This is a genomic window from Cyanobacterium aponinum PCC 10605 (assembly GCF_000317675.1).
Taxonomy (GTDB): domain Bacteria; phylum Cyanobacteriota; class Cyanobacteriia; order Cyanobacteriales; family Cyanobacteriaceae; genus PCC-10605.
The window spans coordinates 1,805,105-1,821,768 of the sequence record NC_019776.1 but is presented as its reverse complement, the minus strand read 5'-3'; the positions used below and the strand labels follow the sequence as shown (position 1 = coordinate 1,821,768).

Below are 16,664 nucleotides of genomic sequence, written 5' to 3'. Positions count from 1 at the left end.
TCACTAAATAATTTTAATTTGATGATAGGAGTATATCACCAGCTTTTTCTGGGGGTAAGGGATGGGAAAATAAATAACCTTGTCCCCATATACAACCCATTTCTTGGATGATTTCTAGTTGTTTTTCTGTTTCTACTCCTTCGATAATTACTTCTACCCCTAAGTCAAAGGCTAGAGATAGAATTGCTTTTATCATTTTTGCTTTTTTTTGGTTTGTTTCTATATCTGTTACAAAACAGCGATCGAGTTTTAAGCCGTTAATTGGTAATCTATGTAAATAGCTAAGACTGGAGTATCCTGTGCCAAAATCATCTATCCATAATTGTATATTGCGATCGACGATCGCATCTAGTATATATTGGGTAGATTGTTCTTGAAAAATAGGAGAACTTTCTGTTATTTCTAACTTTATATATTCAGGATTAACTTTGGTTTCTTTGAGAATATTATCAAGGGTGGGTAAAAATTTTTCACTATTTAATTCTTGACTGGATAAGTTAATACTAATAATGGGAATTGTTTTATGATTATCTGAAGAATTTAAAATATGATTATGCCATTTATCTAACTGTTTACATCCCTCTTTTAGTACCCATAAACCTATGGGAATAATTAAGCCTGTTTGTTCTGCTAAATTGATAAAGTGAAAAGGTGTGACTATTCCTTTTTGAGGGTGATTCCATCTAATTAGACTTTCAAAGCCTTTTAATTGATTATTAGTTAAATTAATTATAGGTTGATAATAAAGGATAAATTCTTCTGCTTCTAAGCCTTGTCTAATTTCATTTTCTAATTGTAATTCTGCAAGGGCTTCGTTGTGCATATCTCCTTGAAAAACTTGATAATAGGATCTTTTTTGGGATTTGGCTTTATATAAAGCTGTATCCGCATATTGTAAAATTTGAGGTGGGCTAAGATAATTATATTGCTCTTTTTCTAAACTACTACTAAAAAAAATACCAATACTGATACCACAAAATAATTGATGTTTATTAATAACAAAAGGTGGTTTAAAGGCATTATTAATTTTCTCTGCTAAATTAATTATTTCTTTGATATTGTCAATATCATCCCAGAGAATAGTAAATTCATCTCCTCCTAACCTTGCAACAATTTCTTTTTCTCCTAAACAATTACGCAGTCTCTCACCAATGGCAATTAGTAGTAAATCTCCCACACCATGGCCTAAACTATCATTAACGGCTTTGAAGCGATCGCAGTCTAGGAATAAAATGCTAAACTGATATTCATTGGTGGAATCTTGCTTGAGTTTATCTAAACATTGAGTTAGTTTTTGCATAAATAAACTACGATTGGGCAACTGAGTTAGTTGATCATAAAAGGCTTGACGATGGAGTTTTTCTTGTGCTAATTTATATTTAGTTACGTCCTCCACAGTACCTTCATAGTAAAGTAAATCCCCTTTAACATTACGTACGGCTCTTGCATTTTCTGAAATCCAAATAGTTGTACCATCACTGCGATAAACTTCTGATTCAAAGTTGCTAATAACCTCATTTTCTTCTAATAGTTGAACAAATTGCTTACGGCGGTGGGGTTGTACATAAAGCCTATTTTCTATATCATTGAGGTTTTTAATTAGTTGAATGGGAGTGTCATAGCCATAAATTTTGGCTAAGGCTTTATTGGCGGAAAGATAATAACCGTCAATGGTAGTTTGAAATATACCTTCTACTGCATTCTCAAAAAAGTTGCGATACCTGTCTTCTACTTGAGATAATAATTTTTCTGTGCAGGGGCGATCGCCTATATCGGTTATAATACCTTCAATGCCTAATAGTTGCCCTGATTCGTCAAAAATACCTTTTCCTTTTTCCCATAACCACTTAACTTGATTATCTTTGGTAAAAATACGATACTCGATACTATAAATAACTTTCTTATTCAAACTGTTTTTGATGGTGTGTGAACTACCCAACACCGAATCGAAGATTACGGTGTGGGCTTCCTACCCAACAGATAGCGGTGTAGTGGATTTCTTACGTCCTCCTCTACCACGTCTTACATCTGGGCAATAGGCTTTATCCCCCGTTCCAGAGGTGAGGGGCTGTGTGCGGAATTTATTTCCGCTCCTTGTAAGCCCCGTCTTTAATATTCGTAGTCCTTCATCTCGGATGTTAATTGCCGCATTTATATCCCTGTCATGCTTTGTCTTACATTTTGGACATTCCCAATGTCTTATGTCCAAAGGCAAACTATCTACTCTCTTAAGGCATACATGACAAGTTTTAGAACTGGGGAAAAATCTATCTACTTCCATATATGTTTTTCCTTCTTGTTCCGCTTTATATTTAAGCATGGTACAAAATTGCCCCCAACCTACCTGTTGAATAGCTTTGGCTAGGCAATGATTTTTTATCATACCTTTAACATTGAGGTCTTCTAGCACTATAACTTGGTTTTCGTTTACTATCCTACGAGATAGTTTGTGTAGAAAATCCTCACGGCAATTAGTAATTTTTTATGTACTTTAGCAACTTTTAATCTTGCTTTATTTCGATTATTTGACCCTTTTTGTTTACGGGATAATTGTTGCTGTTTTCTCTTTAAGTTAACTTCATGTTTTTTTAATATTTTTGGGTTATCAAACTTACTCCCATCACTGGTAATAGCAAAATGATTTAATCCCAAATCAATTCCTATAGCTTTACCTTCAGAGCTTACTTTTGGTTTATCTTTACCATCATCAACCAAGACAGAGGCATAATATTGATTACAACAATTCTTGGTAATAGTTACGGTTTTAATTTTTCCATCAATAGGACGGTGAATTTTTGCATAAACCAAACCAATTTTAGGAACATTAAGACAGTCGCCTTTAATACTGACATTACTAGGGTATTGTAAAGACTGCTTACCATGTTTGCTTTTAAAATTAGGATACTTTGCTCTTTTTTCAAAGAAATTATTAAAGGCTACTCCAAGATTTAAACAAACCTGTTGTAAGCACTGAGAGTAAGTTTCAGACAACCAAGAAGTTTCCTCCTGTTTTTTTAGCTCAGGGATTAACTTCTTAACATCGTAACCTGATAAACCTTTACCTGTCTGTTTATAAGTCTCATTCATTAAATTCAAAAAATGATTCCAAAGCCATCTACAACTACCAAAGGCTTTTGCCAGTGCTAGTTTTTGAGATGAATCTGGATAAATTCTGATTTTAATGACTTTTAACATTAAGTTAGAGCAAACGAGGTTTGATATAATTTATGTTAACACAAATTCGAGGAAATGTGGAATCCTTCGGATATTTTTTTTGTTGGGCGATTCATCCCACGCCTATTTGATGTATTTTTTTAGTCGAAAATTAGGCGTGAGGCTTCTCGCCAATTAAGCTAAAACTCCCTGTAAATCTAAAGGATGTGTAATTTTTACAAGATTGATTTTGTCATTTTCCATCAACTCATTTGGGGTATAGCCAGTTAAAGACACACAACCTTGACTAATATAGTCTTTTCCCCATTGAGGATTATAACTAATACGAAAGAAGACTCCTAAACTAGAATCAACTATATTGGCTAACTGTCTTTGACTTTGACGTAATTGGGTTTCAATTTGCTTTTGTTTGAGAAAACTACCCAACTGGGAGGTAATTGTTTCCAAAAAATTAATTAAATCATAATTTATAGATAAGGATTTATGAGTAAAAAAGACGAAAATAGCAATAATTTCATCTCCTACCATCACGGGAATACCTAAAGCGGTTTTTAATCCAGATTGTTTGGCGTAGTTTTTCCTTCGAAAATGGGAATCTCGATGTATATTCTGCCACCATATTGCTTTTCTCTCTACCCACACTTTCCCGGGTAAGCCTTCTTCAAAGTGAAAAGAAAAGTCATAACTATGTTGCTGAAAATCTGCTAAGGCTAAAGGAAAATTATCAAAATAGGGATTATCCTTGCGATACCATGCCACGGAATAGTTATAAACATTGCCCTCAAAATTGGGTAGCCACACCTCGGCAAAATCCCATCGGGTAATCTGACATATTTCCTGTATCGTGTGCAATAATGCGGTTTCTAGGTTATTGGCAGTATTTATAACTTTTGTTAAATCAAAGAGAAAGGATTTTTCTTGTTCATTTCTCCTTTTACCTGTAATTTCCTGAATTATACCGACTAAATATAATAATTCTCCTGTAGGTGCATAGATTCCTTTTCCTTTTTCCCACACCCATTTTATATTGCCATTAGCACTAACAATTCTATATTCTAAATCAAAATGAGTACGAGATGCGATCGCGCTTTCAGTTTCTTCTCGAACAGAATTGCGATCGAGAGGATGAATTAAACTAGAATAAGATTTAGAGGTATTATTTAATAAGTATTGGTCTTCATAACCTGTTAAATCCCAACAATTTTTGCTGATGTAATCCATTGTCCAATATTTATCATTACGACATTGATACACCACTACAGGTAAATTACTAATTAAAGAAGATAGCTGAGAAAGACGAGTGGCACAGTCAATAATTGAATGGGTAGAGAGAGGGTGAAAAATAACAGCAATAACCTTTTCCGATTTCCAAGTAACTGTGCTAATAGATAAGTTATATAGCTCAAACTCGTAACTATAACAAGAATTTAACTCTCCTGAAAAATAGTTATGATTTGTTAAAGGCTTTACTAAAAAACAATTTCCCTGTGAGAAGCCTAAAATTTCTCGAATGGTATAGGGTTGAATATAGTCTTGCAAACGGGGCTTTGATTTAGAGGTAACAAACTTCTCTTGAAAAAGATGATTTCCAGAAATTAGCTCAAAATTATCCCTGCGGAATAAAGCAATAGGTTTATCAATAGTTTCCCCATTGAGATTAATATTATCCAGATTTCCAGTCAAATATATAGATTCATAAAGATTAGTCAAAGAATTGTAGCTTCTCTCTTGTTTTTCTTTATTTTTAGAATCCATAAATTAACCCCATTAAAAATTTAGTAATGCTTTACCTACATACAATCCAGCCCCATTGGTAAGAAATTAAGCAAAAGTGATTTTTGTCAATGATTTGTTTATAAAAATTAACAATCGCTCTAATCCTTTACTATTTATAACTTAGCGGATTTGATTACCCTAGACTAAATACTCAGAATTTGTTATTCTTATGATTTATGAAAAAGTGCGATCTAAACCCAAAAATAGAGCCGTCTCACCTAAGTCAACAGAGAAAAGTCTTAAGAGACAGAGTTAGCAAAGAATTGAGCTTATAATTAATAATTGTAACTATATACTTGACAAATTGCACGCAACTTTAATCTCTAACTAATGACTACGTTTTAATCGCCTTAATTTTATGCCTTTTGAATTCCCAAAAAAGTGATTATTGTATCGCATTTTTATTTTTTAATAATTTTAGCTCAAAATTATTCTCTAATTAGCTGTAACAAGTAATAGTAACTAAAAATACCGTTTTACTGCTTATTTTTCAACAATTTTATAAATGTCTTCCGGGTTATCTTAACTTTGGATATGATAAATTATCCCTAAAAAAAGATGTCAAGTTCTAGGTTGAATTAAAATTGTTATAGTCATTTCAAATAAAAATGAAACAAAATCAAAGTCTGTAACTACTGTTTATCAAAGACTTAAGTGGTTAAAAGTGTCTCAAAGTTAGTTAAAATAACGATAATTTATAACTCAAATTTTGTATCTGGCAAAAAATGAACTGCTCGAAGTAGAGAACAGGAAATAGAAATAAGAATTGACAAAAAAACTATTGAAATTTATTTTAAGGATTTATTTTTTTAGTATTATCGTACTAATGCAAAAAAGATCTTAATCCCATAAAAATAAGCGGGTTAGCTATACTACATTGACAAAGTTAACAAAAAATGCACAAAAATTGAGTTTTTTAGCCAAATTTTGGCTAAGAATTATATGTTTACATATTGAAATCCTTACAGTGAAAACCTTTCAAACCATTGCAAGAGTGCCTATTTCCCTCATCCAAGGATTTTTTCAATAAACTCTAATTAGGAATAAGAAATCAACCATTATTTAATTTTTCATTTTTCATTCTGCATTGTTATAGATGTAGGCTAATATTAGTTTATATTTATAGAGATTTACTGTTCAACATTTAAAAATACTTGATTTTTATTACAGGTAGAAGAATAATGATTTTGATGATCGGTTGGTTTGAATGGGCTGAATATTTAAGTATTGTATTAACTATCATAGGTTTATGTCTTAGCCTCACCATAGACAATCAGATTCTATTTATTATTGCTATTACCTTCACCCTAATTCTCAGTTTAATCAACCGTTTTCGCTCTGAAAATCGAACAAAAGCAAGAATTGCAGGGGCTTTGAGTTTACAAATGAGACGTTTTTCTGCGGAGGTTGCCGAGGTTAAAGAAACTATTGATGAATATATTGAGAAACAGAAAGCAGTTATAACCCCTCCTAAATTAGCCAGTAATACCCCTAAGTCTGATAATCAAATTATAGCCTCCTTACAAGATGATCTTGAAAGTATCAATAAATCTGTTACCAGCATAATTGAATATATTAAAGAACATAAATTAGAATTAAGATTAAAAACTTTAGAGCAGTTATATCAAACAAATCAAAACATTAATAAAAGTCAAAATTTTCCCAGTTCATCTATAAAATTACCTGACAAAAATGCCTTAACTAAAACAGTTAATTATGATTTAGAAGCACCACCAAAAATTGCTTGGAAATGTATTCATATAATCAATGCCCATCAGCAATCGGTTACAGATTTAAAAATCACAAAAGATAATAATTATTTATTAACCACTTCATGGGATCAATATTTGCGATTATGGTCATTAGAAACTGGAGTTGAAATTGATGGAGTTGAAATTTCTGATCAAGGTGTCGTTGCTGTTTGTGTGAATAATCTTGATTATATAAACTATGGTATTGCTACAGGGGGCTTAGATCAAGATGTCAAAATTTGGTCATTGAAAGGAGATAAAAATAAATCTTGGCGTTTGTCATTAGAACATACTATGAGTCTTCATGAAGGTTCAATTAATGGTTTAGCCATTGCTAATGAGCAGAAAATCCTTTTAAGTGGTAGTTCAGATCAAACTTTAAAACAATGGGATTTAGAGACAGGAAGACTTTTATCTAGTAGTTTTGACGAGAGTGGTGCTATTGGTGCAGTGGCAGTTTGTGAAAAACATGAATATGTTGCGGTGGGGGGAGGCGATGGAGTTATTAGTCTATGGCAGTTGGCAGGAGAAAATAAATTAGGGGCATTAATTGGCAATATGTCTTCCTTAGATGCGATCGCAGTTAATAGTACAGGAGAATTAATAGCGGGAGGTTGTGCAGATGGTTCAATCAAAATTTGGCGTTTACCCACAACAACATTTAGTCTTTACCTCGAAATAGAACCTTTTTTAGAGTTAAAGGGACATCAAGGACAAGTGATGGATTTATGTTTTAGCCCTGATGATAAATTATTATACAGTGCGGGGACAGATGGTTTAATCAAAATTTGGCACCCTAGTAGTGAGTCAGAATTAGGACACTTAAAAATTAGTGATGACAATCGTATTTTCTCATTATCCTTAAGTAAAGACGGAACTATCTTAGCGGCAGGGGGAGTTGATGGGACTGTCAAAGTTTGGCAACAGTCAACTTTTTGACACTCCTCGGCATGAATGCACGAGGATTCTTGGTTCATCGAGTCCACTTAAACTAACCCAATTGCTTAAATTAGTCCAGAGATGGTTCTCTCCTCAAGCGTATGCTCTATTTCAAGAGCGGTTCGGGTATGCCCTACCCTACCTGAGAAATTAAAATACTTGGTTCCTCTGTACTTACTGCTCAAAGACTTTACCTGTCAGAGCTTTTCCCGACAGAACCCTATGACTTTGGTTTTCAAGACGGAGCTTACAAGCTCCTGAACCAAGTTCAGGAGACAGCTCCTCGTTCGATAAATCGATTAGATTCGAGGTTTTTAAAGATGTTGATTACCTTTCCTCTAAAAAAAATATTATATATCACTAATGCCGTAAACGGCAGGGAACCTAAGACCCACGATTTTTTGGTAAAAAAGGACAATGGGCAACAGGCAAAGGTAAATCTTCAATGAAGATGAAATTGAATAAAATCAATCACCTTTTCTAATCCTTCTCCTGTTTTTAAATTAGTGAAAATAAAAGGTTTATCACCACGCATTTTTTGAGAATCCCTTGTCATCACCTCTAAACTAGCACCAACATGAGGAGCTAAGTCAATTTTATTGATTACCAAGAGGTCAGATTTTGTGATGCCAGGTCCCCCTTTACGGGGTATTTTATCCCCTGCGGACACATCTATAACATAAATGGTCAAGTCCACTAACTCAGGGCTAAATGTCGCCGCTAGATTGTCTCCTCCGCTTTCCACAAAGACAATATCTAAATCCTTAAAAGTTGTTTCCAATTCCTCGATCGCCTCTATATTAATGGAAGCATCCTCCCTAATAGCGGTATGAGGACATCCCCCCGTTTCTACTCCTTTAATTCTATCGGGAGTTAAGGACTGCGATCGCACCAAAAATTGAGCATCTTCTTGGGTATAAATGTCATTAGTAACTGCGGCGAGGGAGTATTTTTCTCGCATATTCTTGCATAAAGCGTCTAAAAGAGCGGTTTTGCCCGATCCAACAGGTCCTGCGATGCCGATTCTAAATGTCATTGCTTAGTTTGTCTCTCAGTTGCTTGGTTAAGGTGGGGAGAGAGGGAGGCGTGGGAAGCATGGGAAAGGGAGGAGAAATTAATTATTAAATAATTCCCTATTGCCTGTTGCCCTCCCCCCTCTCGAGGGGGGATAAAGGGGGGTTTGCCTTTTGCCTACCTTCACTAATAATTTACAGACTCAAAGTCAGAGAGTCGTTCTGTCTATACCATTCAATGGTACGTTTCAAACCTTCTCTGAGATTCATTTTAGCAGTAAAACCGAAGGTTTCTTTCGCTTTAGTTGTATCTAAACAACGGCGGGGTTGCCCATTGGGTTTGTCGGTTTCCCAGATTAATTCACCGTCAAATTCCATCAATTCACAGATTAATTCTGTTAAATCCTTAATGGAAATCTCAAAATTCGTACCGAGGTTAATGGGTTCGCTACTATCGTACATTTGTGTACCCATAACAATGCCTCTCGCCGCATCATTGGAGTATAAAAACTCACGGGTAGGACTTCCATCCCCCCAGACAGGGAGGGTGCGATCGCCTCTTTTTTGGGCTTCATGAACTTTACGAATTAAAGCAGGAATTACATGAGAACTACGGGGATCGAAATTATCTTCAGGGCCATATAAATTAACAGGTAGAAGATAAATGCCATTAAAACCGTACTGATTGCGGTAGGCTTCCAACTGTACTAAAAGGGCTTTTTTAGCAATACCATAAGGGGCGTTAGTTTCCTCTGGGTAGCCATTCCAGATGTCTTCTTCTTTAAAAGGTACAGGAGTAAACTTAGGATAAGCACAAATTGTACCGACACAGGTAAATTTTTCTACCCCTGCTTGATAGGCGGCATGAATCAACTGCGCCCCCATCATCAAGTTATCATAGAACAATTCCGCAGGTTTTTCTCGATTTAAACCAATACCACCCACGTGGGCGGCTAAATGGATGACAATATCTTGATTCGCAACGACTTTTTGACAATTTTCCCACACCGTTAAATCACAATCGCGCGATCGAGGTACAGTAATTTTATCGGGGTTTGCCCCTGCATTAATCAATTCCGCAACCACTTGTTTCCCTAGAAAACCAGCTCCACCTGTGACAAGAATTTTTTTCGTACTTAAATCTAACATAACAATAAATAGTTAATAGGTTAATAAAGTTGAGATGTATATATAGGAACAAAGCTAAGTGATGCTAAAACGGAGAATAATATCATCAAAATCTCTGTCTCCCCCTCCGTTTAAATCCTCAAAGCCAATGACGTTAGCACCAAAATTGGTGACATGATCAAGTTTGTCCGAATTTGCACCAGCAAAGGGAAAATAAATTTCTTCGCTCCCATTGCCAAAATCTCCAAAATCTACTTTTAGAAATGGTGCATATAATTCACCGCCGAAGATGCTAAAAGCAAAACTTTTAGTTGTGAAATTTTCTGCGGCTAAAGTTGAGCCTGAAGTTGATAATCGGTTTGATTCAGATAAAGCAACCTCTACGTAACCTGCTTCTGTTGGGTTAATTTCTGTACCCGTGAGAGGATCTAATACTGCCCCAGATTCATTTAAAATACGATAAAACCCCATTTCACTATTAAAAGCCGCTTCACGACTATAAGAACCAGAAACAGTAAAAGATTCCCCTTGAGTTAACTCCCTAGCATCAATGAAATTAATGGGAGTGGGAGATGTTAGCTCGTCTGTCAAATCGGTGACTAAATCCGTTGAGACAGAAAATGAGGCATAAAAAACTTTACCATCAGGATCTAAATATTGATAAATTTCATAACCAGAGGCTAAATCTTTGACTGCTACCCCCATGTTTTCCCCAATGGGTTGACCTGTATAGGGATTACGCATAACCGCTCCATCAACTTCTACATAAGAAACATTGGAAACACGGTTAATATCATTGTCAACATTGACCTGATGGGGTGTACTCGGAACAGTAAAAGGACCTTCAGGATTACTGCTTGGATTATTACCGGGGCCGCCTGGATTGTAAACTACAGAATAATCCCCAGAGGAAGGAAGTTCAACAGTTTTGATTTGATTAATAGCTTCTTCATCCCCAGAAAGAATAATATCGTAGTAATTGTCGTGATCTTCAATGTACGTATTATCATAAGTGGGTTGTGCTAAAGATAAATCTGCTAACCCTTCCACTCGAATTGAACCAAATCCAGAAATTTCATAATCAACCCCTGTTTCTACAAGCTCAATTATATTACCTGAAGAATCTTCAGCTTTCACCAAGAAAAATTTTTGATAATCCGTTGGCAAAATACTAGCAATACCATCGGGGGAAAATCCAGCACTGGTATAAATACGAAGACGGAAAAGGGCTTGTTCTCCATACAAGTCAGAACCGCTATTATTTTGATTAGTAACTAGCCAAAGGGGCGCACCTTCTCCTAAATCACTAAAACGATTTAACTTAGCCGTAACCATTTTAGGTCCATTACCTACAACATAAGGATTTTGGCTATCAACAGTTATACCTACTGCACTCATTAAACCATCTTCACCAATCATTTCTAGTGGGGTTGAGTCTAACACCGTAGAAACGGATACAGGATAAATTGCTCCCTCTGTACCGGGAATTCCCCTATTGCCAAATTCTCCTGTAATTACCACTGTTTGCCGTTCATTATATTCTGCATTGGGCAAAAAAGAAGCAATAACAGGTGTCACCACCACACCATCGTTACGAGTAATTCTAAAGTCTGTAGGATTAACGGTTGTTGGTAACAAGGGAAAACTAAAAACAACGGGAATATTATCTAATTTTTCAATATCAACATCATAAGTTGCTTGAACTGTATCAGTGCTAATAGCAGAAGTATAGGCTCGTTGATTCATGGTTGTATTGCCCCCCAAATCTTGCCAAGAAACGTTATTCGCAAAGGCAATATCCTGAGAGGCTTGATCTGTTCCCGTCATGCCGGGTATTCCCATATAGCCTTCAAATCCATAATTAGCAGTAATAATTGTTCCTTCTTTACCAAAAAGATCTGCATTAAGCAAGATACTTGTATTAAGTGAAGAACTTTTCCCAGATGTGTTTGACCTATCGTTGGCGAGGTAGGCGATAAGTTGATCTGCTAGGGAGGTATATTCAATTGTCATAAGCTATTATGCTCAAGTAATGTCAAGGAAATATAAATTTCGATCATCGAAGGTAATGCTACACCGAACGCAATTTCAAGTTCCATAGTACCGTAGATCGAATAATCGATTTGCTTATTTTTGGATACGGTTAATGGGAGAAGAGGAATTAAGTAATTTTTTATCTCCTTATCCTCTTATTTTTTTATATCTTTCTAGTTAACACTAGGTCGCATATTATGACGAATATAGGCTTGATCTTGGACTTTATCACCATTACTGATACCTAAAGCCTCTAAGTCTGCATCTACCATCAAATTAACTAACTGGGGGAAGGTTAAAGATGGTTGCCAACCTAGTTTTTCCTTAGCTTTAGTGGGATCTCCAATTAATAAGTCCACTTCTGCGGGGCGTAAGTAGCGCTCATCAAATTCCACATAATCTTCCCACTGGAGGTTAACGTGAGAAAAGGCTAATTCCAAAAATTCTTTCACAGAATGGGTTTCCCCCGTTGCTACCACATAATCATCTGGCTCATCTTGTTGTAACATTAACCACATAGCCTTAACGTAGTCTTTAGCATAACCCCAATCTCTTTTTGAGTCTAAGTTACCTAAATACAATTTTTTCTGTTGCCCTGCCACAATACGTGCGATCGCCATTGTGATTTTACGAGTAACAAAAGTTTCACCTCGGCGGGGGCTTTCGTGGTTGAATAAAATCCCATTGCAAGCGAAAATGTTATAGGATTCACGGTGATTTACTGTTTGCCAGTGAGCATAAACTTTTCCACAAGCATAAGGGCTACGGGGATAAAAAGGGGTAGTTTCCTTTTGGGGAATTTCCATTACCTTGCCGAACATTTCTGATGAACCAGCCTGATAATATCGCACATCAATACCTGTGCGCTGTCTATAGTCTTTAATGGCTTCTAATAGTCTCAATGTACCCATCGCCACACTATCAACGGTAAACTCAGGGGCATCAAAACTGACCCTTACATGAGATTGAGCTCCCAGATTATATACTTCTACAGGTTTAACTTCTTCCAGAATACGTCTTAGGGTTGTACCATCGGTTAAGTCTCCATAGTGAAGAAAAAACCGAGCATCTTGTTGGTGGGGGTCTTGATAAATGTGATCAATTCTATCAGTATTGAAGGTGGAAGTTCGTCTAATAATACCGTGAACCTCATAACCCTTTTCTAACAATAGTTCACTCAAATAAGAACCATCTTGCCCTGTAACGCCGGTAATTAAAGCTATTTTACGATCAGTCATAATAAAATATATTTCGGATATATTAAAAAAATGTTTCCTACTGTTTTGCTAAGTTTAACTTAAGTTGTATCTTTTTTATTAGGTAATTTTTAGACTTATTGAGGTTAAATTCAGAGAAAACTAGACAAGTAAAGTTAATATATTTGATTTTTATCTGTGATAAATTAATGGTTTTCAATTGTTACCTAAAATCGACTCTTATCTTATATTCTTGGTTCTAACTGAGGTTTTATTTAGGGCATTTGTCTAAATATCCATGATCCCTGATAATATATGTCAGTGTTCAACAGGTTTTGTCATGACTTTTTCACTTCTTATCAGTTTTGGCTTGATTCTCTTTGCCTATTTGTTGGGTTCTATTCCCACTGGTTATTTAGTGGCTTTGGTTTTAAAAGGTATTGATATTAGGGAATATGGCTCAGGTTCTACGGGAGCAACAAATGTATTAAGAACCGTAGGGAAAGGGGCGGCGCTGACAGTATTATTAATCGATATGTTAAAAGGGATCTTGGCAGTAGCCAGTGTAAAATTATTTTTTATTTATGGTGGTGGGGAAATATTGCCAATACAATGGCAGGATTGGCTGATTGCGATCGCATCTTTATTAGCTGTTTTAGGTCATAGTAAATCTATTTGGTTAAAATTTTCTGGGGGTAAATCTGCCGCTATTAGCTTGGGAATTTTACTCACTATGAATCCCTTTTTGGGATTAGGTACTTTAGGAGTATTTGTAATTGTATTGTCTATCTCAAAAATTGTTTCTCTTAGTTCTATCAGCGCTGCGATCGCAGTTAATATATTAATGTGGCTTTTACAGCCTACTGCTCCTTATATTGTTTTCGCTATCATTGCCGCTAGTTATGTTATTATCAGACATCGCAGTAACATCGATCGTATCTTATCAGGAAAAGAACCCCGTATCGGACAAACGGCATAATTCAATCAGCAATCACAAAAAGGGCAAGGGGCAAAGGTGAATAGTAAATAGTTGATAATTAAAAATTAAAAACTCTAAACTCCGTTCACGACTGAAGGGAGTGTAAAAGCCTTCGGTGCGAACTCTCGTCTTCCCTAACACCTGCAACCTGCAGCCTGACACCTAACCTTATCCGATATTCTTAAACTGAACTGAGGTTATTTATTGACATTTTTTAGATAACTAATATCTGTATTTGTGCCAAAACTACTTAAAACTCTTGCGGCTTCGTCATAAGTAACCTCTTTTTGAGGTTGAAACAAAATAATATAGCCAAAGGCTTTTCTCGTGTTGGCAGATTCACCATTTTGCCAATCTAAGTATAATGCAGACCAAGCCCCCGGATCTATTTTACTTAAATCCTGAAATCCCCATGTTTCCTTTAAAGCATCTAAAGTAACATTAGGCAACTTTTCCCGAAAATCTAAAGGCACTTTCCACGTGATCAAATTTTCCCTTGTTAATGGTTTATCCGGATTAAAACTGGTAAATTCTCCTTGCTTTAATAGGGGGGAGGGTATTAAACCTGCCTCGGCTAATCCTTGTATCACGGCAAAATCTGGATCTGAAACTGGTACATCGGTAAAAATTGGTTTACTATTGGGATTAGCTTCACGAATTAATTTACTGTTGACATCTTGGAAAAGAAGATTGTTAGTTTGCACTAACCAACGGGCATATTCTCGACGAGAAATAGTATTATAGGGGTTTATTACTTCTGAGTTGGAAACAATACCTAATCTTGCTAATTCCTGTAGAGGAGGGGTTAAATCTTCACTAACGGTATTTTCTGTATTTTCTGTGGGAGTATCTAAAGAGCTATTATTCGCACTTTCCGAAGTATTATAAGTCAGAGATAACTCTGTTTCACTACCTTGAGGAGTAAGGATAAGACTTAATGTTAGATTATCCCCTTGATGAGTTGCATTAATGGAGTTTTCTTGGGATTTCGTTATTTGCCAGTTATTTGCTGATAACTCTTGTTGGTAATAATTTACTATTAAATTTAAGGGATCAGGCGATCGCCATTTAATAGTTTGTTGGTTAACATTAATTAGAGTAGATGGTTCGTAAATAGGAATAATTTGAGGAAAGTTAGACGGAAGATTAATCTTATCACTATTGTTTTCTGGATTATCGGCTAATGTCGAATTATCTGTCTGATTAGGATTATTAGCACCATCAGTGGTATTAGTTGTATTATCATTCAACTGAGAATCAGGAGCAAAACGAGATTCTAAAGCCTGATTACCGCTACATCCTGCCAAAATAATCAATAGAGGAAGAAAGTATAAAATTCGAGCCATTGCCTATTTATCTGAATTAACATTATCACTATTCTATAGTTTTCTCATCGTAAAGGTTTCTTCGTTAGGGTTTTAGCCCCATTTCTGATGTCTAAATCAAAAATAATTGAAACAAATAGCAATTTATGAACAATCATTATTACTACTCAAGCCTTTGAGTTATCGTTATTTTAAACCGTTACCTATTGCTTAAACTTGGCGACACCACTTTACTTTTCTCTCAATCCTTATTTAGTTTGAACTATTTATTAAGTGTTAGATTAAATAAAAACTATTAAATTCATAACGAAAAAAACATAGTATTAATAATGATTACTTTACTGACGGATTTTGGTTTACAAGATATTTATGTAGGAGTGATGAAAGGGATTATAAAAACAATTAATCCAGATATAGATATTATTGATTTAACTCACAATATTCCTCCTCAAAATATCATCGCCGCTAGTTTTGCTTTGGCAAGTGCTGTGGATTTTTTCCCTGATGATACCATTCATTTAGCTATAGTTGATCCTACCGTTGGTAGTGATAGAAAAATAGTTGCGATCGCATTTGAAAAGGGTTATATAATATGTCCTAATAATGGCATAATAACAGGAGTTTTAAACAAGTATCAACCACAACAAGTTTATGAATTAACGAATAGTAATTATTGGCTTAATCACAATCCTAGCAACACTTTTCATGGTAGAGATATCTTTGCACCAATGACAGCTTACTTAAGTAAAGGTATCGGATTAGAAACTTTAGGTCATAATCTTAATCAAGAAGATTTAGTTATTTTAGATGATATTAATCCCATAATTAAAGAAAAGGAAATAATTGGTTCAATTCAATATGTTGATATTTATGGTAATTTAATTACTAATATCCCGTCTAAAATGTTAGAAAATAAATCTTGGTATGTACAAGAAGGAGATAACAAAATTTTTCCTCAATCCACTTATAGCAACATTAAAAAGAAAGAATTACTTACCCTTATTGGTAGTCATGGATATGTAGAAATAGCCATTAATCAGGGTAATGCTAAAATGATTTTAAATAAAGAATATGGTGATTTTATTACAGTAAAAATAGAGTAATTTCTTCGCAGTGATAAATTATTTTGGCTCTATTACTTCTCTTCGTGATAAATTGTTCATTGAAAAAGGGAAAACCCCTCTGTGTCTCCCCTTAAAAGGGGAGAAAGGGAAAAGGGAAGAGAGGATTTTAAAACTTAAATTTTATAAATTTTTATTTAACCTGAGTTTTGGATAAGCTGAAAGCATTATCTCGTAGTCAGAAAACCTTATAGCTTTTTAGAAATAAGAATAAAATTGCCTTAACCC

The 16,664-nt window shown here is 35.1% G+C and carries 10 protein-coding genes and 1 pseudogene; 3 read left to right on the top strand and 8 right to left on the bottom strand.

The features are described from left to right. Positions 1 to 13: 13 nt before the first annotated feature. The 3 genes and pseudogenes from CYAN10605_RS07595 to CYAN10605_RS07585 form a co-directional block, all read right to left on the bottom strand. Positions 14 to 1,942: a bifunctional diguanylate cyclase/phosphodiesterase gene (locus CYAN10605_RS07595; RefSeq protein WP_015219353.1), complete on the bottom strand. Its 1,929-nt coding sequence runs from the start codon at positions 1,940 to 1,942 to the stop codon at positions 14 to 16. 27 nt (positions 1,943 to 1,969) lie between these two features. Then, positions 1,970 to 3,195, bottom strand: a pseudogene (locus CYAN10605_RS07590) (RNA-guided endonuclease InsQ/TnpB family protein). A gap of 153 nt (positions 3,196 to 3,348) precedes the next feature. Beyond that, positions 3,349 to 4,929: a PAS domain-containing protein gene (locus CYAN10605_RS07585; protein WP_015219352.1), complete on the bottom strand. Its 1,581-nt coding sequence runs from the start codon at positions 4,927 to 4,929 to the stop codon at positions 3,349 to 3,351. A 1,202-nt stretch (positions 4,930 to 6,131) separates the two neighbouring features. Between CYAN10605_RS07585 and CYAN10605_RS07580 the strand changes: the two genes are divergently transcribed. Then, positions 6,132 to 7,640 (top strand): WD40 repeat domain-containing protein, encoded by a 1,509-nt coding sequence (locus CYAN10605_RS07580; protein WP_241212806.1) that lies wholly within the window; start codon positions 6,132 to 6,134, stop codon positions 7,638 to 7,640. A 442-nt stretch (positions 7,641 to 8,082) separates the two neighbouring features. Here the strand turns inward: CYAN10605_RS07580 and ureG are convergent, their stop codons facing one another. The 4 genes from ureG to gmd all read right to left on the bottom strand — a co-directional run bounded on the left by ureG (position 8,083) and on the right by gmd (position 13,053). Beyond that, positions 8,083 to 8,676: an urease accessory protein UreG gene (ureG, locus tag CYAN10605_RS07575; RefSeq protein ID WP_015219350.1), complete on the bottom strand. Its 594-nt coding sequence runs from the start codon at positions 8,674 to 8,676 to the stop codon at positions 8,083 to 8,085. A 172-nt stretch (positions 8,677 to 8,848) separates the two neighbouring features. Further along, entirely contained in the window at positions 8,849 to 9,802 is a 954-nt protein-coding gene (locus CYAN10605_RS07570; RefSeq protein ID WP_015219349.1) for a GDP-L-fucose synthase family protein, read from the bottom strand. 54 nt (positions 9,803 to 9,856) lie between these two features. Further along, on the bottom strand, positions 9,857 to 11,794 hold the full coding sequence (locus CYAN10605_RS07565) for a DUF4114 domain-containing protein (protein WP_015219348.1): 1,938 nt from the start codon (positions 11,792 to 11,794) through the stop codon (positions 9,857 to 9,859). Positions 11,795 to 11,988: 194 nt separating this feature from the next. Beyond that, on the bottom strand, positions 11,989 to 13,053 hold the full coding sequence (gene gmd / locus CYAN10605_RS07560) for a GDP-mannose 4,6-dehydratase (protein WP_015219347.1): 1,065 nt from the start codon (positions 13,051 to 13,053) through the stop codon (positions 11,989 to 11,991). Between the two features lie 298 nt (positions 13,054 to 13,351). On the opposite strand from gmd, the gene plsY reads away from it, so the two are divergent. Further along, on the top strand, positions 13,352 to 13,990 hold the full coding sequence (gene plsY, locus CYAN10605_RS07555) for a glycerol-3-phosphate 1-O-acyltransferase PlsY (RefSeq protein WP_041922452.1): 639 nt from the start codon (positions 13,352 to 13,354) through the stop codon (positions 13,988 to 13,990). A gap of 197 nt (positions 13,991 to 14,187) precedes the next feature. On the opposite strand, the gene CYAN10605_RS07550 is transcribed toward plsY, so the two are convergent. Next, a complete protein-coding gene (locus CYAN10605_RS07550; RefSeq protein ID WP_015219345.1) occupies positions 14,188 to 15,336 on the bottom strand; it encodes an S-layer homology domain-containing protein in 1,149 nt (382 codons plus the stop codon). Positions 15,337 to 15,644: 308 nt separating this feature from the next. On the opposite strand from CYAN10605_RS07550, the gene CYAN10605_RS07545 reads away from it, so the two are divergent. Beyond that, complete coding sequence (locus CYAN10605_RS07545) at positions 15,645 to 16,418, top strand: SAM hydrolase/SAM-dependent halogenase family protein (RefSeq protein ID WP_015219344.1); 774 nt, start codon at positions 15,645 to 15,647, stop codon at positions 16,416 to 16,418. Positions 16,419 to 16,664 lie beyond the last annotated feature (246 nt).